Source organism: Streptomyces sp. NPDC054872, from assembly GCF_053610705.1.
This window is the reverse complement of the sequence record NZ_JBSGYY010000006.1, coordinates 181824-201823: the sequence shown is the minus strand read 5'-3', so window position 1 is coordinate 201823 and position 20000 is coordinate 181824. Positions and strand designations below refer to the sequence as shown.

Below are 20000 nucleotides of genomic sequence, written 5' to 3'. Positions count from 1 at the left end.
ACCAGTGCCCGCATTCCGAACTTCCTTTGGGGCCCCGGGAATCTGCTCATATCTCCAGCTGCTGCGGCGGATCCTCGCGGACCAGACTGGTCAGCGGGCCGTGGGTGCGCCACCCCAGGAACTCGTAAAGCGCCCGCCCCTCGACCGTCGCGGCCAGCACAGCCGACGAGGAGCCCGTGGCAACAGCGGCGTTCTCAAGCGTCCGCATCACGAGACTGCCAAGTCCCTTGCGGCGATGGGCCGACGAAGTCTCGACCTGGTCGAAGACAGCGGTACGCCCAGGACCAGGCATCGCGACCTGACCACGGGCGGCGAACGCACCATCCTCCGTCAAGACGAGCACCCGCGTGACGCCGCCCCGCGCCCAACTACGCACCCGGTAGCCGTCGGGGGCCACTGCGGCGCTTGTGTGCAGCAGTGCCGACATCAAAAAACCGTCGTCATCAAGGCGCCAGCCGGGCGCTGCCCACGAGGCGACCGTCTGCGGCGGCAAGAAGAGCTTGAGCCAGGTGTCCGGGACAGTAATTGTCTCCGTCAGTTTGCGGACCAGTGACTCGTCAGCATCCGTCAGCACGTGCCGGGTTACCTGACCGGTCAGTCCGACGTCGACGGTGAAGCCCCAGGGCTCGGACACCGGCGGCGCCGCACCGCGTGAGACCACCCAGCCCTCCACCCACGAACGTACGACTTCGGCGTCCATGCGGATCCCTCCGTAATGAGTGCATAACGCGACTGAACATTACAGGGGGAGCCATGCCGAAAAGTAGCAGCCGGTGACGCCACGAACCAGCGCGCAGACGGCAGGCCCGCCTCAAGGCCGCCCGGTTGGAATGCTCGCGCGGCAGCCTGACCAGCAAGGTCCACCTCGCCTCCGAGATCCGCTGCCGCCCGCTCTCCTCCGTCCCGACGTAGGGACAGGTGGCCGACAGCCCTGACTTCATCCCGTTCCTGGACGAGGTTAAGGTCCGGGCCCGTCGGTAACGGGCCTGCTCAGTCTTCGAAGTAGGCCACGGTGACGACGGCGCGCACTCCGCACATAGCCGCTGGATCGGTCATCTCGCGTCGATCGTGCTTGTCACCGGTCTGGTCCTCCTGATCCTTCAGCTCGGGCGAACAGATCACCCGGGCCGCCGGAGGGCGTCGCTCAGTACGTCCGGACCTTCACCTCGCCCATGGATCTACCGGCATGGTGCAACATCGTGGGCGGGCTCGTTATGGTGGCAGCCAGCACGGAGCGGACACTGCGGCTGCGCTACAACTGGCTGCGCGACGGCGGGCGGGCTGACCCGCTGCTTCGGGTCCGCCGCACGGCTGGAACAGCACGATGAACAGAAAGATCAGCGGGCCATATGGTCCGACAGTGGAACGAGGGCGGGTACTCGGCCTGGAGCACTTCCTGCCCGAGTCGCATGACGTCCCGTACCAAGATCGTAACGCCCGCCGGTAGCAACGACCTGCGGACCGCTTACAGGGTCGCGTCTCGCGCCGCCGCCAGGTGCTCACGGCTAACGTGGCCTACTCGGAGACGGAATGGGAGGTGCATACGATGGCTCACACGCCGGCGGAGGGCGTCCTGGCTCGCTCCTTCACCTCCGATGATGGCGCGACCAGGTTCACTGTCACCGACCTGACGGCCGACCACCACCCGGACCGCAGCCTCACGTTGACCTACCGGCTCATCATCGAGCGGCAGGATCACGCCGAGGAGTGCTGGGTGTTCACACTGCCGTGGAGCGACAGATCCTTCGTGGACGTGTTCACCTCGCCTGCCCCTGACCCTGAGCGTCTGCGCCAACTAGTCGAGTTGGTGCGGGGCCTTTTGGAAGAGTGGTGGGATACCAAGGATTCCAGCCGGCACTTCGCGAAGATGGGGAGCCGGTGTTCCTGAGCGGCCTCGGCGGGCGGTAGGTAAGACGAGCCGTGCCGAGGCGGTGACCGCTCTGTCGGCCAGATCGTCAAGGACTTCGGTCTGACCGGATCCAGCCCATGGCGTGGTTGCAGCACACGCATCTCTCGGTGCTCTCGCTGATGGACCCGCTGGCGAGCGGATCAGGGTGGCAACGGAAGACAGGAAGTTCGGTGCTCGCTGGTGCAGCACCACCTCGTCGTCGACGGCCGGGGCGTCCCGCTCGCGGTGTCGCTGACCGGCGGCAACCGCGACGATGTCACCCAGCTCCTGCCCCTGTTCGACAAGATCCCGGCCGTCTCGGGCCGGGTCGGCAGGCACCGTCGGTGCCCTGACGTGCTGTTGGCCGACCGCGGCAACGACCACGACATGTACCGCCGTCTGCTCTGGCAGTGCGGGATCCGCCCCGTGATCGCGAAGCGAGGCGAGCCCACGGCACCGGCCTGGTCACTGGAGCCGTCCTCTGGGGGATCGGCTCCTGACGCGACACCCGGATCATGCACCTACACCCTGCTCGCCGAGGCTCCCCGAGCCATTCCAGGATGAGCAGGGTCGCGTCCTCGACGCCGCTGTCCAGGTCCACCTTGGGTCGCCGCCACAACCTACTCAGGGGCTGTATTGGCCTTGCCGCACGCTTCCAGGACAGTTCAGACCGTGAAGGACACGCTGATGCTGGGGTGTTGGTCCGCCCTTGGCTCGCCCCGCGCCCGACGAGAAATGCCCCGCGCCGACTTGATTGGACGCCCGACGTGCGCTGGAGTGGTACGTCGCGATGATTTCGGTCCAAGTGGCGTGAGGAACAAGCCTTGTTGGTGGAGACGTTGACCGCGCTGGCCGCGGCGAGCGGCAGTGCGGTGGTGCAGGCGGCGGGAACCGACGCGTGGCAGGCGGTGCGGGACCGGGTCGCCGAGCTCTTCGGGCGGGATGACGCCGAGCGGGCCCGGGCCGAACTGGAGCGTCTGGATCGCACCGCCCAGGCGCTGGAACCGGGTGCCACCGCCGACCCCGAGCGGGAGGCGCTGCGTCAGGAAGGGGCGTGGCAGGGGCGGTTCGAGTCCCTGCTGGAGTCCTTGGACGCCGCCGCTCAGGAGCGTGCCGTGCGGGACCTGCGTACGCTGCTGGCCTTCGTCGACGGCCCGGGAGAGGATGTGGCCCTGGCGACGGGCAGGGCGACGGCGCGGGACGGGGGCAGTGCGGTGACGGGGATCAGAAGGTCGGCCGATGGGGAACCCGGTGCCGGGCAGCCAGCTGCGCGGGCGGTGAACACCGGCGACGCGCAAGCGACCGGCGCCGGGTCCAGTGCCGTCAGCGGCATCGTGACGGAGTAGGGCCGGGGCGCGGATGGCCAAGTGGCGGTGGGGCAGAAGATACGACCTGGGCAAGCGGACCCTGGCCGGGGGCACAATCCCGGACGACTCCGGAGCCCAGCACGTCTCGGGCAGCGGCAACGCGACCGCGTCGAACGGCGGCATCGCCGTGTCGGGCATCTACAACGACCACTCCAGCGTGGTGCTCCCTCCGGAGGCGGTGCGCCCCGTCACGGACGTGCGGGCTCGGCGCGGGCTCGACAACTTGCCGTACAGGACGGCCCAGTTCGTGGGTCGTGCGGAGGCACTCGACGCGCTCGACGCCTCGATGAAGAAGCGCCGCGGTGGGTGTGTCCAAGCCGTGCACGGGCTCGGGGGAATCGGGAAGAGCACACTGGCCGTGCACTGGGCCGCTACCCGGGCCCGCAAGCATGGCCTCACGCCCGTCCGCTGGATCGCCGCTGACAGCGCATCGGCCGTGGAGCAGGGCCTCGCCGCCCTGGCCGCGTCGCTGCAGCCCGCCGCGTCGAAGGCGATGACGGTGGAAGCCCTCGCCGAGAACGGCATGCAATGGCTCGCCGCGCACAGCGGCTGGCTGCTCATCCTCGACAACGTCAACCACGTCGCGGACATAGCCCCGCTCCTCGCCCGCGCCCCCCAGGGCCACTTCCTTATCACCAGCAGGCTGGCCACCGTGTGGCACGACGCAACCGCCGTCATCCGGCTCGACGCGCTGCAGGCGGCCGAGTCGCTGGCCCTGCTCACCCGTATCGCCGGATCCGGTGGCTCCCGGGACCTGACTGGAGCGGACGAGTTGTGCACGGAACTGGGCCACTTACCGCTGGCGGTCGAGCAGGCCGCAGCCTTCCTCGCTCAGAACCCCTTGCTGACGCCCCGCGCGTACCTGGAGCTCCTCCGGCAGGACCCGACGCCGCTGTACGAGCGCGGCGGTGACGGATACACGATCGCCGAGCGGACCATTGCCCGCATCTGGCGGGTGACCCTGGACCGGATCGGCGAACTGCAGCCGCTGGCCCCGGCCGTCCTGCGCACTCTCGCCTGGTACGCCCCGGACGAGATCCCGGTTGACCTGGTGGACGGCGAGGGCGGTCCCGCCCTGGTGGCGAGCGCCGTCGGCATCCTCAACGCATACAGCATGATCACCGTGGATCCGGCGGCCCGGACCTTCTGCGTGCACCGGCTGCTCCAATCCGTGGCGCGCACCGCCGACGCGGCGGACCCGCACCGCACCGCAGGTCTCGTCGACGAAGCCCGGGACCGTGCGACGGCCGCCCTCGAGACGGCGGTGCGGTCGACCGACTGGCAGGATCCCGCCACGTGGCCCTTCGGACGGTCAGTGCTGCCGCACATGGACTCACTGGCCGATCACTCGCCGGCGTCCGCCGACACGACGGCGACGGCCCGGCTCCTGAATCACGCGGGCGTGTTCTGTCTCAGCCAGGGGTTGGCCGCCCGAAGCACCGCGCACTTCCAGCGCGCACTTGACCACCACGAGCGGGAGCTCGGCTACTACGACGTCCACACACTCGCCTGTCGGCACGGCCTCGCAGGCGCCCAGGAAGCCGCGGGAAATGTGCGGCAGGCCGTCTCCCTGTACGAGGGCGTCCTGCGCGACGCGGAGGACGCCCTCGGGGCGGCGCACCCGCTCACGCTGGCCAGCCGTAACAACCTGGCCGACGCCTATCGGGCTGTGGGGCACCCGGACAAGGCCCTTGCGCTGCTCGCCGACATGTCTTTCGCTCGCGCGGCGACGCGTCTGGGCCTACCGATGGACCTGAGCATGTCGCTGCCTCCGGGCCCGCCGACGGAGGACGAGGACCTCGTCACCCTGTCGGCACGCAACACCCTGGCCCGCACCCGGCAGGAGGCGGGCGACCACGCCGAAGCCATGCGCCTGTACGAGGAGAACCTCGCCGCGTGCGTCCGTACGCTCGGCGCGGAGCATCACCTCACCCTCACGACGCGGAACAACCTGGTCGCCGCCCGACGCGAGGAGAGAGGGACCTCGGACCGCCCGCGGGGGCCAGAAGAGACCGTCGCCCAGTTCGAGGCGATCCTCGAGGTGATGGAGCGGGTCCTCGGCGACGAGCACCCCGACACGCTTCTGGTGCGGGCCAACCTCGCGGGCGCCGTGCGGGACGCGGGTGACCTGCGGCGGGCCATCTCCCTGTTCGAGAAGGTGCTGCCCGCCATGGAGCGGGTACTCGGCGAGTTCCACGGCCTCACACGCACCGCGCGCGTCTCGCTTGCGCTCGTGTACCGCTCGGCCGGTGACTTCGAGCGGATGGCCGGGCTCGGCTCCGCACCCCAGGAGTCCTCGAACGGGCCGCAACCTTCGGCCCCTGGTCCCGGGGGAGGCGGGACCACTGACAGAACGAGGACGTCCGCCGAGGCCGACGTCCTAGACACCCGGAACGCCGACCTCGGCTACGGGCTTTTGGCGGCCGGGGACGCCGCACGGGCCGTCCCCCTGTTCGAAGAGGCAGTACGCGAGGACGTCGGCGCTCAGCAGGCCGCCGACGACCGTAACGCGCTCACCGCCCGCCACAATCTAGCGGTGGCCCACCTCATGGCGGGTGCTCCCGAGCGCGCGCTCCCCCTCTTCCAGGAGGTCCTGCGCATCCGGGAGGAGTCGCTTGACCCGGATCACCCCGACACCCTCAACAGTCGTCGCCACTTGGCCGATGCCTACCGCGAGGCGGGGGAGTTCGGCGAGGCCGCCTCGCTCTACGAGCAGACGTTCATCGCACGGGAGCGGGACCTTGGCCCCGATGATCCGGACACCCTCTCCGCCCTCGGCCTTCTCGCGTACGCGCGGCAGCGCGCGGGAGGACCTGCCCTCGCCCTGCCCCTGTACGAGCGGGCGGTCACGGGCATGGAGAGGGCGATGGGCCCCTCGGACACCGGCACACTCACCGCGCGCAACGGCCTGGCCGGCGCCTACCAGGAAGCGGGGGACCTGACGCGCGCCGTAAAGGTCTACGAGGACAACCTCGACGCCTGCACCGTGGCGCTGGGGCGCGACCACGCGTACTCCCTCACCACGTCCCACAACCTGGCGGTCGCCCTCGCCACAGCAGGAGACTTCCGCCAGGCCCTCCCTCTGTTCTGGGACACCCTTCGCCGGCAGAAGAAGGAACTGGGCGCGGATCATCTCGACACCCTCACCACCCAGATGAATCTGGCGGGCGTCTACCGGGCGGCGGGCGCCCCGCGCAAGGCGCGCCGCCTGTACACGCGGACCCTCGCGACCTGCGTACGCACGATCGGTGAAGCCCACCCCCTGACCCGCGGTGTGCGCCGGCTGATGGCGGCCGCCGGAATGGCCGGACCCTGAGCGAGCGCCGAAGCGGTCGCCCAAGTACCGCAAAACATCCACACCGGGCCCCGGGCCCCGGGTCCCGGCCCTGCCGCGCGGCACACACCAAGTCGCAGGCTGAACGCGCCGCGGCGAGCGTGAAGTTCTCGCCTTGCGGTCAGTTTGGAGGTTGGCGAGATGAGCGAACACCAGAATTTAGAAGAAGAGGCGACTGGATTGCGGTGGATCGGCGAGCACAGCTACGAGAATGCGAAAAGCGGCGTGCCCGGGATGCGCGGCAGTATCTCGCTGACAGCCGTTCGGGGCGTCGAGGCCGAAGACTTCCTGGTCCGTCTTGGAGCGGACGGGGAACAGCTCGCCTGCCGGGACCTCTACCGGGACCGAGATGAGCTGACTGTGCCTTCAGACGTGGACATGACGCACGTCAGCCGTGCGATGTACGGCACTTGCGGGGACTGGTCGTACGTCCTGGAGGACGGGCCCGCCGCCGCTACCTTCTATTTCGGCTACCGGGGAGTGCCCGAAATGGAGCCTCTGGTCGGTGAGGAAGTCATCTGCCTCACGCTGAACCGCCACGATGCCCCCGCTCTGATCCTTCACGCTCCGGGCGACGGGCAGACCCGGCAGGCGGAGTTCGGTGAGCCCGCCGGCTGGTCGGCGGCACTGGATGCTGCGCTGCGCGCGGAGGGCGCGGTATTCCCCTCCGCGTACGACGGCTCCGATACGACTGAGGAAGAGGCGCAGCTCTACTTCGAGGAGCATCAGGAAGAGCTCTACCCGGCCGTGTTCGCTGCTGTCGGACAGTACTGCGGATTCAGGATCAACCGTGACACGGCCGAGGCGGGCCTGCTCCCATTGGCCATGCTCCCCATGCCGGTGATCTGACCCAACGACCGGTGGAAACGCCCTATGCGGGGCGGCCTCATAGCTGTCACTTGGTGCCTGTGGTTTGACCATCGCCCTCACCGGGCCACCAACGGGGCACGGACGAGGGGGAGCGGTGGTCTATGTCGAGGGCAACCAGGTGCACATCGACTGGTGCACCCCACGACCGTCTGGACCTCGCGTCGCTCGACATGGCTATTGGGGGGTGGTGAGCAGGATGCGCCTGCTTCGCCGTCGACGTGGAAGTCATCCAACGCGCCCCGGGCGTCAAAGGCTTCAACTTGATCCCGCGACGCTGGGTCGTCGAGCAGACCTTCGGCTGGTTGATGCGATGCATCACCGCCGCCTGGCCCGCGATTACGAAACCCACCCCCACCGTTCCGAAGCCATAATCCACGTCGCGATGATCGATCTCATAAGCCACAGACTCACTCGCGGATCGACCCTGAACTGGCGCGACACCTGAACCTCGAAACAACCAACGCCGCCGCGCCAAACGCTCTTCAAGGGCCAGGCGCCCGAAAGTGCGTACCGCCTGGCATCGGAAACGTGGCGGGGGCGGACTCGAAGCCCGCCCCCGCCACGTAATGCGCTGCCGCTCAGCCAAGGCTGCGAGTGCGGTCAGCAGTGCGCTGCACCGGTACGTGCTGCAAACGTCGTGGCCGTGCCTCGCTTGTCCCTTCCTCACCAGGCCGCGTCGTCAGGAGCTCTTCGAAGAGCAACTGGCCGGCCACCATGGCCTGTCGCATCCTCTCGAGTTCCGTCTCTCCGGCGGCGGCCTGTTGTGCAGCCGCGTGCAGTTGACGGATGCCATCTACACGGCGCGGGTGATGGACGGACAGTGCTTCGACCTGCCGGGCATGTGAATCTGCCGGGTAGCCGCGGGCGACGGCGAGTTGCCACAGCAGGCGGTTCGCCTTGGCGACGGCGACACCGGGGCATTCGACGAACTGGCCTTGCAGGTCCGCCCACTGAGCGGCGTACTGCTCCCGAGCGGAAACTGTCAGGCTGAGAAGACGCAGGTTACCGAACCGGCGTACTCGAGCCTTCAGTTCACGCTCTGCCGCTTTGGTGTCCCCATGATGTCGGGCCGCGACGCGGTCAAGTTCTGGTCCGAACCGATCTCTCAGGCTACCGGAGCGAACTTGAGCCACGGGTGGGGCGAGTACGAGTGCGGTGATGATGACTACCACCACGCCGAAGACGATTCCGAGACCCACGGACATGTGTTCCGCCTTTCTCCGAGGTTCCTTCAGGCGCTTCCGTGACCCAGCGTTTCCAGAAATTCGCGAGGGAAACACAGGCTGTAACTGAAGGAAACGCTTCCGCACCGTCAGAAGCTGCTCTCAACAGGGGGGTTGAAGCCGACGCGTACGAATCGTCCTGTCCGCCGCGCGGACGCTGGGGAACGTGCTTCCAGCTCTGCCGTCCGATGTCCGCCGGCAGGTGATCGATCCGGTGCTCACCGCGTGGCGCGACGGGCGCGGTGCTGCGCCCTGGTATCGGCCGCCCGTCCGAGCGCGACGTCCGCCGCTGGGGCCCTGGTGCTGGGAGTCGGTAACACGCTGTGTCTGGTCTCGATGGTGTTGCCGCCGAAGGTGAGGCAGTCGACGAGGGCCGCGCGGAGCTGTCGCTCCGGGCAGAAGGCTGGAAAGGTGCTGGACCGCACCCTGATATCACCAGATGCGCAGAGCTCGGATCGTTTTCGCGTCGGCTCGCGGTGAAGCCTCCCTCGCGATCGTCGCGCAGCCTCAATCGCCGAGTCCGCTCTGCGCTATGTTCCTCGCCGCTTCTTCGTCGTCCAGGTCGAGGCTGCCACGCCAGGAGAGCAGGCCCTGAAGGACGGTGGACGTCCCCGCTGCGCGGATGCGCTCGCGGTCCACCTGATCGTGCAGGTCGGCCCTGGCTGTGTACTCGCTTTCGCCAAGGAGGACCGATATGCACCTATAACTCCATTTTGGGCCATTGTGTCAGGTAGAGACTCAGGCGAGGAGGAGGTGCTTGTGCTTCCGGAGTGAGATACGTCGGACCGCTCGGAGCCGGGCAAGGCAAGCTCTGGACTTGCGGCAGGAGGCGAGACGGGCGGACTTGTAGCCAGTCGTCTCTCAAGAGGGCGGCGGTGATGTGCTCCTTCCTGAGACGGAAGTGCGATGGCGAGCTTCTTGGCTGACAAGCTCGATTTCTAGTGAGAGAGTGTTTGGATGCCCCGAAGCCGTCCTTCCCACAGCCCTGAGCGGGTGGCACATGCCGCGTGCAGTGTGTCGGACCTTCTGGAGGTGCTATGGGGGCGCGGTCACGAAGCCTCCCCTTCGGGGCCCCTTCCGCCTTCGCAGTTCCGGGCGCTGACGGTGATCAAGGAGAAGGGGAAGGTCAACCAGCGGACCCTTGGTGAAGCGCTTGGATCGCGGCCGTCGGCCGTGAGCCGGTTGTGCGACCGCTTGGAGGCCGCCGGTCTCATCGAGCGGCTTCCCAGCAGCACCAGTGGCCGTGAAGTTGATCTGCGCCTGAGTCGGCGTGGATCCGCCACCCTCGGAAAGTTTCGTACGTTGCGCGTGCGTGAGGTCGAAGCCGTACTGGAAACAATGTCACCGGATCAATTGGCGACGCTGGCCGAGGGGCTCGATCTTTTCCAGGCAGCCGCCGGCGAGCACATTGGATTGCCCGGCGAGGCGAATGCGGACGATGGTCCGTCTCCGGCTATCGCTTAGACGTCAGCTCGGCCTCCCTCGCGGCGTGCTCAGCCTCCGTGTCTGCCTGGCGGCCGCCGCAATCAAAGGTCAGATTTGTTCCCTGCCATTGAGCGCGCGCGCCCTCGCCGCGTCTGTAAATTCCTGCAAACCTGCCAAGAATTGTCGCTGCGCAGCGGTCGGCATGCAGCTCAGAACGTCGCCGAACAGCTGAGAACGGCGGGAGAGCAAAGCGTCTATGATCTCCCCGCCTTGCTGTGTCAGCGCAAGCCCTATCTCTCGTCGGCTCGTGGGCGCCGGTTCGCGGCATAGGAGCCCAGCTGCTTCCAGCCGGTCGCACAGTCTGCTGACGGCTGGCAGTGCAGCGCCGACTTCTACCGCAAGGCCAGTGAGATTGATGCCGGGGTTGCGACTCGTGATGAGCAACGCTTCCAGTTGGAGGGCCGAAAGGCGGGGGGAGAGGGCCTGGGAAGCCCGTGCCCACAGGGACACCAGCATTTCCACAGCGGCGACAGTCTCCTCGGTCGGCTCGTCCAGGGGATCCAGCCCCTCGCGGTCCATATGGCCGTCACTCCCCATGAACTGATGTGCACTCTCGTGAACCACGGATGTCGTGCCACGTGCCTGGTCTTCTGCCCGCTCGGCGCGAAGTATCCCTGGGTGCCTTTCGTCGCTCCCTCGACGCCGCAGGTCAGGCCGCAGAGCGGCCTGCAGGCCAGGGCGCACCCGGCCGGTCGACTCCCGGCCCGCGCAAGGGAGTTGTGACGGTCGCCGAGCTGGTGAGATAACCGCGTGCTGAGTCTCACGCGCGGCTCCCCCCGCGGGGGCCGGAGGCGTGGAGACGGCCCGGCAGGAACTGCTGAAGAAGCCAGGCTGGAACAGCCGCCATTTTTGGCCCCGGCGAGCGGTAGGATCAACAGTTGCCGCATAGCAATATTCGCTGGCTCCGTGAAGGCCTGCTCGGTCTCAGCAGATCGCGCTGTGCGGGGCACCGCGGCCAAGGTCAGGTTGGTGAAGGGCGTACACCGCCAGGAGCGTTCTTCCCGGGCAGTGAGCGATCCGATGGCCGATGCCTGCGGTCCCGCCAGTACTCAGTAAGCCCCCGATCCGCCGATGAAGATGAAGAAGGCCTCACCGTGACGAATTTCCTGGCTGTGGAACGCGCCGTGCGGACAGCGGCGCCGCACAACCTCCTCGGCACGGTGCAAGCGGCCCTGGTCGAGCACTATGAGGCCACCGAAGTCGATCTGCTCATGGCTGATTACAGCCTCACTGTTCTCCAGCCGGTTACGGCGCTGCCTCACACTGCTGAGCCTTTGTCCGTGTTCACCAGCCCGGAGGGCCGGGCTTTCGGCAGCCAGGAGCCCTATGGGCGGACCGTGAGCCGCGAGGGTGTCGTGGACCTGCACCTGCCCGTGACGGTCCGTGGCGACAGACTGGGCATCCTCTCGGTGCGTCTTTCCAAGGACCGGTGCACGCCGGAGACGGTGGAGGAGCTGACCGCGGTCGCTGAGCTCCTCGGGCACGAGATCGTGGTGGCTGAGCGGGACACCGATCTTTACCTTGAGGCCCGTCGGGCCAGCCGCCTCACGCTGGCTGCCGAGATGCAGTGGCAGCTGCTGCCGGGACGGGCCTGTACCCGCCAGGAATATGCGATTGGTGCGCAACTGGAGCCGGCGTACGCCATCCATGGCGACAACTTCGACTGGGCCACGACGCCTGAGACGCTCACCCTCAGCGTCACCAACGGTATGGGCGAAGGGATCCAGGCCTCCCTTCTGTCCAATCTGGCGGTCAACGCGCTGCGTAATGCCCGAAGGGCGGGTATCGGGATTGCGGACCAGGCGGCTTTGGCCGATCAGGCGCTGTATGCGCAGTATCGGGGTGATGAGTACGTCTCCACCTTGCTGCTCTGTTTCGAGCTGGCCACCGGACGTGTGCAGGTGGTGGATGCCGGCTCCCCGCAGTTGTGGCGTCAGCGTGACAAGAGTGTGGAGCGCGTGCACTTCGAGGCGCAGTTCCCCTTGGGGATGTTCGAGGAGACCGAGTACGTCGCCCAGGAGTTCATGGCTCTGCCGGGTGACCGGTTGATCTTCGTGAGTGACGGTGTCTACGGCGCTGCGACTGAGATGGGTGAGGCCTACGGCGAGCGGAAGCTGGCGCTGGCGATCCAGGCCGCGGGCCTTTTGCCGGCAGCTGCGGTTCCCCGGGCGATTTTGCAGGAACTCGCGGTATACCTCGACGCCGATGCTGATGACGACGCGTTGGTCGTGTGCCTCGACTGGTTCGGTCGCGATTCTCGCCCCTGAGCGCGGAGGCCCTCGCCTATGGACGCTTGCCTCTCGCCGGTTTCCCTCACCGCCGCTTCTGCTTCCGCGTCCGCGTCCGCCGAGCCTACGAAGCAGATGGGGTGCGGCGGATGGCAAGGGCCAGGGTGTCGTCGGGATGGAGCACGACGGTGTGCATCTCTGCGGCGATGGCGCTGGGGAGTTCAGCCAGAGCATCGGCCGCGTGCCGACGGGCTGCTGCGACGAGTCGTCGTTCGCCTTCGCACGGGTCTCGGCGGCTTTCGGTGAGTCCGTCCGTGTAGAGGATGAGGAGGTCGCCCGGGTGGAGCTCGGTGTGCAGCAGTTCTTCGCTGCCTGGCAGCGGGAAGCCGACGCCCCGGCCGCGCAGTTCGAGGAATTCGGATGAGCCGTCGGCCCGAAGCATGAGCGCGGGAGGATGGCTTCCGTTAGCCAGTTGCAGTTTCCCGGTGGCCGGGTCCAGTCGCGCCAGGAGCACGGTCGCCATGAGTTCTGGTGCGAGCGGCATGAGGATTTCGTGCGTGCGTTCCAGGATGGACTCCAGCGGGTGGCCTTCGAGTGCCAGTGTCCTGACGGCGTGGGTCACGTTGAGGGCACTGCGGGTGCTGCGTACCCCATGGCCGAGCGCGTCAACGACGGTGATGTGCAGGGTGCCGTCGGGCAGCGCGAACCAGTCGTAGAGGTCCCCGCCGGTGGGGGCGTTGGGCTCCGCGGGGGCATAGTGGACCGCCAGTTCCAGGCCCTCGATGTCCATCGGCTTGGGACGCAGCGCGTCTTCGAGATCACTCAGTATTTGGCCGTGCGCCTTGCGGAGCTGTTCGTCGCGCTCTTCGAGCTGGACATAGAGGGCGAGAACACCGCCATTGGTCTCGGCAAGCTCGTGCTTGAGGCGCCGATACTCGGCTGCGAGCGCGTCGGCACGAGCGACGGTGGCGCGCAGTTCCTCGTCGATGGCCTGAAATTCCGTCCTCGACGACTGCTCTGCGGTTGGATCGCCGGCGGTGCTAGGGCTCGGTCCGAGCAGCGATGAGCCCGCAGGATGGGGCACGGGCACGCGCCAGATGACCGAGCGTGGGCCGTTGGCCAGAGCAGGCAATGGCAGGTCCCTGATACTCAGCGGTCGACGGGCGTCTGGGGCGCTGAGAGCAACGGCCAGGACGGGCGAGTCGTCGTGCGCGCCGGCCTCGTGGGCAGTGCTGAGCACAACGTGCCCACCTGCGCCCAGCTCGTCGGCGGCTGCGTCGGTCACGGACAGCACCAGGCGCGCCCGGACGTCTACCGCAAGTCGATGGGCGTCGGCCACGCGGCGCACGGCTGCGCGAAGCGGGGGCAGAGCGGCGAAGCAGTTTCTGGTCATGGGCGCCTTGGATGGGGCATGGCGGCGAGCACGGCGGCGTCGTCACGGGTGGAGCGGTGGTGGTGGGCGACTGCGCCGGCGAGCAGGGAGGGAGGCAGGCGCAGCAGGAACCGCGGTGGAGTGTGCGTCCACCTGTTGTCGATGCCGTCGCTGTGGAGCACGGCTGTCCTGCCCGGGGGCAGGGGGAAGCGGTGACTTTGGGGAGTGGGAATGTTCCAGCCGACGACTCCGGGTTGTCCGGTCAGCCGGTGGTGGACTTGATGGGGGGAGATCGCTACCGCGCGTACGTTGCCGATTCCGCAGTACTCGCCTTGTTCTGGTCCAAGGCGCAGGGCGCCGACGGCGGCGCCACGGGTTCGGCGCAGTGACCGGTGGATTGCTGTGAGGATGTGCGTCAGAGGACGGTCCACGACTGTGTGGAATGTCCGGAGAGCGGTCTGGGCGGCTTCGGCGGCGTGGGGGCCGTGGCCGAGCCCGTCGATGACGATCGCCGTACGCGCGCTGTCCGTGTCGGTGATCGCGCAGGCATCACCGCAATGCTGCTCTCTGTCGGCGGGTAGGCAGACGAGCCCGACCGCCTGCCGTGCTGTTTGGGGCCGCTCGGGCGGTGCGAGCCGCGCGCAAGCAAGGGTGCCCATCTCGGCATCGGTCCGGATAGTGAAGTCGGTGGCGATACGGGTCACCGCTCCAAGGCCGGCGCCCATGGTTCCGGTCGTGCTGTAGCCGTCCGTGAGGCATCGCTGGAGCTCGGACATGCCCGGACCCCGGTCGGCTGCCAGGATCTCCAGGCCCCCACCCAGTGGCAGCGGATGGATATAGAGAGTGCCGCCGTGCGCGTGCTTGTCGAGGTTGCTGGCCAGTTCCGAGGCGATGACCGCGGCCTGGTCCGGCATCGCACCCGGCAGGCTGCACCGCTCCGCGAGCGAGCGGGCGGTCGAGGCGGCGAGGTGGACGGCGCTGTAGTGGTCAATGGGAACGCAAGCGGTTGCCAAGGTCGGCAGAGATGTCACCGGCGGGCCCATCGAGTGGCGACCACGGTCGTGCCCCTGCCCGGTGCAGTGTGCACATCGAAGTCGTCCATGAGGCGACGTGCCCCGCCCAGGCCGTGGCCGAGCCCGGCGCCGGTGGTGAAGCCGTCCGTGAGGGCGGCCTCCAGGTCCGGGATGCCAGGCCCCTCATCTCTTATGGTCAAGCGCAAACCGTGCAGGCCCCCTTGGCGGAGGCATTCGATGGACAGAGCTCCGCCGCCGCCGTGGATATAGGCGTTGCGGGCCAGTTCGCTGGCCGCGGTCACCACACGGGTCTGGTCGACAATGCCGAAACCGATCTTCAGTGTTGCGGCGCGCACGGCATGGCGCACCGTCAGCAGATTCTCCTCCGTGCGCAGTGCGATCCGTGTGGCGGGCTGGGAGGCAGAGGGAGCGGCGGGGGAGCGGGCCTCGGCACGGCCTGCCGCATCGGGGCTGCTAACGAGTTGATTCACGCCGGGCCCCTTCAGGGGGCTGGGGGGTCTCGCGCCAGCCGAGGGCGGTCATGCCACGCTCGGCATCCAACGCGGTCTCCACACCGGCCAGTTCGATGCCCAGCTCGACCAGAGTGATGGCCACCGGAGGCCGCATACCGGCCACGATCACGCGAGCACCCAGCAGCCGTGCCATGGTCGTCAGTTCCATCAGCGTGCGTGCCACGAAGGAGTCGATGACCTCAAGCCGTGAGACATCAATGAGTACGCCTCGAATGCTCTCTCTCGAAATGCGTTCGGTGAGCTCATCGGTGAAAGCAAAAGCAGCCTTGTCGTCTATCTCGTTGAGCAACCCCGTGACCAGCACATCGCCGAGTCGCAAAATGGGAACACCGGTGCTCGAGCGGACCTCCATCAACGTGCCGCTCCATGGGACTCGGGCGCAGCGCTGCCCGTGAGCTTGATGGCCTCGGAGAGGGCGTCGGCGAGGGTGGCCCGCGTGATTATCTTCGACAGGTCGATGCCCAATTGGGCGATGGTCTGCGCGATCGGCGGCCGGATGCCGCTGATGACGCAGTCCGCCCCCATCAGCCGCACCGCGTTGACAGTCTGCATCAGGTGCTGCGCGACGGCCGTGTCGACCGTCGGGACTCCCGTGATGTCGATGATGGCGACGAGTGCTTCGTGGTCCTGGATGGCCTGGAGCAGGCTCTCCATGACGACCTGAGTCCGGGCGGTGTCGAGTGTGCCGATCAGCGGGACAGCGAGCACCTGTTGCCACAGCCGTACCACCGGCGTCGAGAGCTCGAGCAACTGCCGACTCTGCCTCCGGATGATCTCCTCCCTGCCTTCGACGTACATGTCGAAGGACAGAGCACCGGCTGCGTCCAGCAACTGGTTGATCAGCAATGCTGCCGAGAACAATTCATCGGCCTTGTCGGTGCTCTGTTGCACAGCTTCGAGCACCGCCTCCTTGAGGGAGAGGACTGCCAGAGAGGTAGCCGTAGGCGTCGTGCCCATCCGAGCCCGGAGCAGTGAGAACTCGCTTACCGCCCGCTTCAGTTCGTCGTGGGAGTTCACGATCCTGCCGACGGGGAGCGCGCTGTCCATTCCCGCGATCAGAGCGGCGACCAACGCATCCGCCTCTTCACGCAGTTCACGCTCGGTGATGCCGGCCCCGGGCTCCTGCTGACCCTGCTGGAGCTGCACCCAGCGATCAGCAACCCCCTCGGCACGTCCGCGCAACGCCGTCGCCACGCGTTGTCGAACGACGGCTTCACTGGTACTCACTCAAATGATCCCCTCGACGAAGCTGTCCCTGCACGACACCCGTCGTGGTGGACCACCTGCGCTGGATGTCAGGGCATACCTGATCACCCAACTGTTTCCATGTGGCAAATATAAGCATGCGGTCCGTGGCGTGGGGAAGCCCTGGGGGTTTTGTGGGTCGGGACGCACGGTGGGTGGTCCCGCTGGCGTCGGCGATCATCACGCTCGCCACCCTTGGCGAGCTCGACTCGCACAGGTCTCCGCTCCGGCAGCACTTGCGTGAGCAGCCACGGCCGCGCTCGCTTGTTTTGGCGTGGGGCTGGATCGAAGCAAGGGCCCCGGAGAATGTTGCTAGATGGAAACTATCGTCCTATGGTGATGGGGTAGTGCTTGGGTGCAGGCCGGCGATGCTCTTCATGGGAAGGGCCCTTGAGCCCGAGAGTCCGCAAGGGCGGAGCGGGCGCGCTTCCGGGCGTGCGCCGGTTCTCGATGCCGCCGTACGGGGGGCTGTTGTCCATATCCGCGGCACAGCGATGGCGTGGTCCCACCCGAAAGGTGACCGATGCGCCACGCACGGCTCTGGCCGGTAAAGGAAGCGAACCCAGCAGAACCGGATGAGGTTCTGCGTGATTCCGAGAGTGTGTCGGTGGAGATTCCTGCTGGGCAGCGTGCCGCTATCACGGAGATCGTGCAGGCGGTTCGCGAGGGTGAGCAGTGGCGGATCGGCGTCCTACTGGATCGCTTCGTGGTGGATGCGGATTTGCCCGCGCTCATAGCTCTGCGGGAGGCGCTGGCCGACGCGGTATCCCGGCAGGGCGAGCCCTGAGGCCCTCCGTGGGCCCTTCTCGTACGGGAGGGGCGTGGCCTGTTGTGATGGCGAACAAGCTCCGGTCCTTGCGAAACGAACTCGCGTAGAGGGCCGCCGCTGACGCAGAGATCACCCACAAATGCACTCGCCCCTACCACCCCCAGACCAACGGGAGGGTCGAACGCTCCAACCGCACCCCCCTCGACGAATGGGCATACGGGTGACTCCATACCTACAACCATCGCCGGAGATATGCCGCCCTGATGGGGGCTGCCCCCCCCGTCGCCGTGTCCCTAACCTCTCGGGTCAGTACAGGTAGCCAGGCGGAAGGCATGCGCCACTTCTCGCCGCCAGTGTGCTGGATCACGGTGCCTGGCTGATGTGTCCGCACACCCATGCCAGGGCGTCGTGCACACCGCGGCTGTGATCTCGCAGGCCGGGCGAACTTGTCAGATCCTCTGTCTGCACGACTGCAGCATCCACTTCGGCGGTGAGCGCCTGCAGGTCCGGGACAGTGCCTGTGCAGCCTGCCCCAGTGACCGGTGAACGGTCCGCGCATCCCAGCGCCCACTGATAGGCCGCTGCCACGCCACTGGAGAACTGAGAAGACGAGCCCTGATCCACCGCAGTGACGCCCAACTGCTTCTGCGCCAACTCGACATCGGTGTAAGCCCTGGTGCCTACCAGTGTCTCCTCATCTCGCCTGCTCTTCCCTTGCATGCTCATCCTGTACGTCTACCCTGCTCGTCTCGCGTGATGTCGCGTCCAGATGGGTGTAGGCGTATAGCACCTGCCCGGCGCTTCCTCTGGCGATGGCGCAGGCCCGAGAGCAGGGACGGGGAGGCGCAGCACCGTGCGGGGGTTGATGCGATAGGCCGTGCCGCCGCCACTTGATGCCGAAGGTCCGTCCAGGGCTGCCCTGGGTGAAGGTCCGAGACGCAGGGTTGCGGAGCCAAGACGGGCTTGTGGTTGCTGCCTCATGTGTGCGCCTGGGACGGGGGCGGCTCCTGCAGGTCACCTCGATGGGTAGCGGCGGCGGCAGTCCGCTTCTGCGGTGCGGGCAAGGCCGCGCTGGACTCGGTTAGCGAGGCGTTGGCGATGGAGGTCGAAGGCTTTGGCATCAAGGTCACCATCGTGCAGATGGGCGGCTCCGACACCGGCCTGTTCACCGCCGGCATGACGATGATCGAACCTCTGGCGCAGTATCAGCCCGTACACACCGAGATGGCGGCGATGTGGGGCGGTGCCGTCGCCCCGGAGCCTCACGCTGCTGCCCCGGTCATCATGGAGCGGGCTGCGCTGCAGGATCCGCCGCGACGACTGACCGTCGGCAGCCAGTCCTCTGCCACGTGCTCGAGATGGACCGGGCGCAAACAGAGCTGTACCGATCCTGGGAGCACCTCAGCCGTAACGCCTCGGGTTGACCAAGTTCCGCGCCACGACGCCGTTCTCTTCGTGCCTGAACGCCTCCCGCTGGCGGGCGCGGTCTGCACCGGTGGGCACTGCCCCGCTCGACTCCGCGAGCCCCAAAGCCGACTGCGCCCACACCGTTTGGCGCCGTCGCTGCTGGCCGTCGTCGTGTGCAAGGGGCGGGGAATCCGGCGTGATCAGTCCGGTCACCTTTTCGAGGGCCGGAGCGTCAGGGTGGTGATGCCGTCAGCAGTAATAAGGGGTTGTGTGAGCGTGGATGCACGAGAGTCTCTGGCCGTTCATTTCGAGGAACATCGGCCTCATCTCCGGGCGGTCGCGTACCGCATGCTCGGTTCGTTGGCTGAGGCGGACGATGCGATCCAGGAGACGTGGTTGCGGTTGGGTGGGTCGGGGGAGCGCGGGATCGAGAACCTCGGCGGTTGGCTGACCACTGTGGTGAGCCGGGTCTGTGTGGACATGCTGCGCGCCCGCAAGCGGCGGCGCGAGGAGTCGCTGGATGTCCGGATGCCCGATCCGGTGATCAGTCGGGAGGACGGGGCGGGCCCCGAGCAGCAGGCGCTGATGGCGGACTCGGTCGGGCTGGCGCTGCTGGTGGTGCTGGAGTCGCTCAGCCCGGCGGAGCGACTCGCATTTGTGCTGCACGACATGTTCGGGCTGCCGTTCGAGGAGATCGCGCCGATCGTCGACCGCACACCGGCAACGGCCAAGAAGCTGGCCAGTCGGGCGCGGCAGCGGGTCCGCGGTGCGACGCCGCCACCGGATGCGGACCGGGACGCCCAGCGCCGGGTGGTGGACGCCTTTTTGGCCGCGGCGCGCGGTGGCGACTTCGAAGCGCTGGTGGCCCTTCTCGACCCTGAGGTGGTGCTGCGCGCGGACGGCGGCGCGCATACCGGCGGGGTGCGGGTCATCCGTGGCGCCGCCGCGGTGGCCGGGCAGTTGGCGACCTTCCAGCGGATGGCTACCGCCGCCACGACGCATCCCGTCCTGGTCAACGGCCTGGCCGGATTGGTCAACACCATCGATGGTCAGCTGTTGTCGGTGATCAGCTTCACCGTTGCCGACGGCAAGATCGCAGCCGTGGACATCCTCTCCGACCCGGACCGCCTGGCCCGCCTCGATCTGGCCTCCGTGAGCGGCTGATTTCCGGGGTACCCGGCCCCCTTCCGGTGACTCTCGACCGTCGGCGAGGGCTCGCTCTGTATGCAGAGAGCAGGTGGCTCCGGTGTTAATAAGAGGTCTCCT

General features: G+C 67.5%; 19 protein-coding genes and 3 pseudogenes. 11 read left to right on the top strand and 11 right to left on the bottom strand.

Annotated elements, in window-relative coordinates; genetic code table 11:
* Positions 1-46: 46 nt before the first annotated feature.
* A complete protein-coding gene (locus ACWGIH_RS09895) occupies positions 47-700 on the bottom strand; it encodes a GNAT family N-acetyltransferase (protein ID WP_453446834.1) in 654 nt (217 codons plus the stop codon).
* A gap of 810 nt (positions 701-1510) precedes the next feature.
* Here ACWGIH_RS09895 and ACWGIH_RS09890 point away from each other — a divergent pair.
* A complete protein-coding gene (locus ACWGIH_RS09890) occupies positions 1511-1888 on the top strand; it encodes a hypothetical protein (protein WP_453446836.1) in 378 nt (125 codons plus the stop codon).
* A 67-nt stretch (positions 1889-1955) separates the two neighbouring features.
* Here ACWGIH_RS09890 and ACWGIH_RS09885 read toward each other — a convergent pair whose 3' ends face one another.
* Positions 1956-2030, bottom strand: coding sequence for a hypothetical protein (locus tag ACWGIH_RS09885; protein ID WP_453446937.1), 75 nt, complete (start codon positions 2028-2030; stop codon positions 1956-1958).
* Between the two features lie 62 nt (positions 2031-2092).
* Between ACWGIH_RS09885 and ACWGIH_RS09880 the strand changes: the two are divergent.
* From ACWGIH_RS09880 to ACWGIH_RS09860, 5 genes and pseudogenes are all read left to right on the top strand, one after another.
* Positions 2093-2352: pseudogene (locus ACWGIH_RS09880) on the top strand (transposase); the annotation flags it as partial.
* 366 nt (positions 2353-2718) lie between these two features.
* Complete coding sequence (locus tag ACWGIH_RS09875; protein ID WP_453446838.1) at positions 2719-3234, top strand: hypothetical protein; 516 nt, start codon at positions 2719-2721, stop codon at positions 3232-3234.
* A 13-nt stretch (positions 3235-3247) separates the two neighbouring features.
* Positions 3248-6571, top strand: coding sequence for a tetratricopeptide repeat protein (locus ACWGIH_RS09870; protein WP_453446839.1), 3324 nt, complete (start codon positions 3248-3250; stop codon positions 6569-6571).
* A gap of 159 nt (positions 6572-6730) precedes the next feature.
* Positions 6731-7438 carry a hypothetical protein gene (locus tag ACWGIH_RS09865; protein ID WP_453446841.1) on the top strand — a complete coding sequence of 236 codons (708 nt, stop codon included), beginning with the start codon at positions 6731-6733 and terminating at the stop codon, positions 7436-7438.
* A gap of 221 nt (positions 7439-7659) precedes the next feature.
* Positions 7660-7904 (top strand): annotated as a pseudogene (locus ACWGIH_RS09860) (transposase); the annotation flags it as partial.
* Positions 7905-8037: 133 nt separating this feature from the next.
* Here ACWGIH_RS09860 and ACWGIH_RS09855 read toward each other — a convergent pair.
* Positions 8038-8664 (bottom strand): hypothetical protein, encoded by a 627-nt coding sequence (locus ACWGIH_RS09855; protein WP_453446843.1) that lies wholly within the window; start codon positions 8662-8664, stop codon positions 8038-8040.
* 525 nt (positions 8665-9189) lie between these two features.
* On the bottom strand, positions 9190-9321 hold the full coding sequence (locus ACWGIH_RS09850) for a hypothetical protein (protein ID WP_453446845.1): 132 nt from the start codon (positions 9319-9321) through the stop codon (positions 9190-9192).
* Positions 9322-9639: 318 nt separating this feature from the next.
* Between ACWGIH_RS09850 and ACWGIH_RS09845 the strand changes: the two genes are divergently transcribed.
* Entirely contained in the window at positions 9640-10146 is a 507-nt protein-coding gene (locus tag ACWGIH_RS09845) for a MarR family winged helix-turn-helix transcriptional regulator (protein ID WP_453446847.1), read from the top strand.
* A gap of 69 nt (positions 10147-10215) precedes the next feature.
* Here the strand turns inward: ACWGIH_RS09845 and ACWGIH_RS09840 are convergent, their stop codons facing one another.
* A complete protein-coding gene (locus tag ACWGIH_RS09840) occupies positions 10216-10686 on the bottom strand; it encodes a MarR family winged helix-turn-helix transcriptional regulator (RefSeq protein WP_453446849.1) in 471 nt (156 codons plus the stop codon).
* A 575-nt stretch (positions 10687-11261) separates the two neighbouring features.
* On the opposite strand from ACWGIH_RS09840, the gene ACWGIH_RS09835 reads away from it, so the two are divergent.
* On the top strand, positions 11262-12434 hold the full coding sequence (locus ACWGIH_RS09835) for a PP2C family protein-serine/threonine phosphatase (protein WP_453446850.1): 1173 nt from the start codon (positions 11262-11264) through the stop codon (positions 12432-12434).
* A gap of 85 nt (positions 12435-12519) precedes the next feature.
* Here ACWGIH_RS09835 and ACWGIH_RS09830 read toward each other — a convergent pair whose 3' ends face one another.
* From ACWGIH_RS09830 to ACWGIH_RS09810, 5 genes are read right to left on the bottom strand one after another with little or no spacing between them, the layout of a single operon-like run.
* A complete protein-coding gene (locus ACWGIH_RS09830) occupies positions 12520-13788 on the bottom strand; it encodes a PP2C family protein-serine/threonine phosphatase (protein WP_453446852.1) in 1269 nt (422 codons plus the stop codon).
* Positions 13785-14780, bottom strand: a complete 996-nt coding sequence (locus ACWGIH_RS09825; RefSeq protein WP_453446853.1) for a SpoIIE family protein phosphatase — start codon at positions 14778-14780, stop codon at positions 13785-13787. The genes ACWGIH_RS09830 and ACWGIH_RS09825 overlap by 4 nt, the downstream gene beginning before the upstream one ends.
* A 14-nt stretch (positions 14781-14794) precedes the next feature.
* Positions 14795-15271 carry an anti-sigma regulatory factor gene (locus ACWGIH_RS09820; protein WP_453446854.1) on the bottom strand — a complete coding sequence of 159 codons (477 nt, stop codon included), beginning with the start codon at positions 15269-15271 and terminating at the stop codon, positions 14795-14797.
* Positions 15255-15665, bottom strand: a complete 411-nt coding sequence (locus ACWGIH_RS09815; RefSeq protein WP_453446856.1) for an STAS domain-containing protein — start codon at positions 15663-15665, stop codon at positions 15255-15257. Before ACWGIH_RS09815 ends, ACWGIH_RS09820 begins: the two co-directional genes overlap by 17 nt.
* Positions 15665-16540, bottom strand: a complete 876-nt coding sequence (locus ACWGIH_RS09810; protein WP_453446858.1) for an STAS domain-containing protein — start codon at positions 16538-16540, stop codon at positions 15665-15667. Before ACWGIH_RS09810 ends, ACWGIH_RS09815 begins: the two co-directional genes overlap by 1 nt.
* 541 nt (positions 16541-17081) lie before the next feature.
* Between ACWGIH_RS09810 and ACWGIH_RS09805 the strand changes: the two genes are divergently transcribed.
* Positions 17082-17345, top strand: coding sequence for a hypothetical protein (locus ACWGIH_RS09805; RefSeq protein WP_453446859.1), 264 nt, complete (start codon positions 17082-17084; stop codon positions 17343-17345).
* A 95-nt stretch (positions 17346-17440) separates the two neighbouring features.
* A pseudogene (locus ACWGIH_RS09800) lies at positions 17441-17646 on the top strand (integrase core domain-containing protein); the annotation flags it as partial.
* Positions 17647-17690: 44 nt separating this feature from the next.
* Here the strand turns inward: ACWGIH_RS09800 and ACWGIH_RS09795 are convergent.
* Complete coding sequence (locus tag ACWGIH_RS09795; RefSeq protein WP_453446861.1) at positions 17691-18047, bottom strand: hypothetical protein; 357 nt, start codon at positions 18045-18047, stop codon at positions 17691-17693.
* Positions 18048-19004: 957 nt separating this feature from the next.
* On the opposite strand from ACWGIH_RS09795, the gene sigJ reads away from it, so the two are divergent.
* Positions 19005-19898 (top strand): RNA polymerase sigma factor SigJ, encoded by an 894-nt coding sequence (sigJ, locus tag ACWGIH_RS09790; RefSeq protein ID WP_453446938.1) that lies wholly within the window; start codon positions 19005-19007, stop codon positions 19896-19898.
* The last annotated feature ends 102 nt before the right edge of the window (positions 19899-20000 follow it).

Coding starts and splice junctions, on each gene's coding strand:
- ACWGIH_RS09840 (WP_453446849.1), bottom strand. CDS start 10,686: ATGGACCGCGAGGGGCTGGATCCCCTGGACGAGCCGACCGAGGAGACT.
- ACWGIH_RS09870 (WP_453446839.1), top strand. CDS start 3,248: ATGGCCAAGTGGCGGTGGGGCAGAAGATACGACCTGGGCAAGCGGACC.
- ACWGIH_RS09815 (WP_453446856.1), bottom strand. CDS start 15,665: ATGGAGGTCCGCTCGAGCACCGGTGTTCCCATTTTGCGACTCGGCGAT.
- ACWGIH_RS09895 (WP_453446834.1), bottom strand. CDS start 700: ATGGACGCCGAAGTCGTACGTTCGTGGGTGGAGGGCTGGGTGGTCTCA.
- ACWGIH_RS09795 (WP_453446861.1), bottom strand. CDS start 18,047: ATGCAAGGGAAGAGCAGGCGAGATGAGGAGACACTGGTAGGCACCAGG.
- ACWGIH_RS09805 (WP_453446859.1), top strand. CDS start 17,082: ATGCGCCACGCACGGCTCTGGCCGGTAAAGGAAGCGAACCCAGCAGAA.
- ACWGIH_RS09830 (WP_453446852.1), bottom strand. CDS start 13,788: ATGACCAGAAACTGCTTCGCCGCTCTGCCCCCGCTTCGCGCAGCCGTG.
- ACWGIH_RS09845 (WP_453446847.1), top strand. CDS start 9,640: ATGCCCCGAAGCCGTCCTTCCCACAGCCCTGAGCGGGTGGCACATGCC.
- ACWGIH_RS09855 (WP_453446843.1), bottom strand. CDS start 8,664: ATGTCCGTGGGTCTCGGAATCGTCTTCGGCGTGGTGGTAGTCATCATC.
- ACWGIH_RS09865 (WP_453446841.1), top strand. CDS start 6,731: ATGAGCGAACACCAGAATTTAGAAGAAGAGGCGACTGGATTGCGGTGG.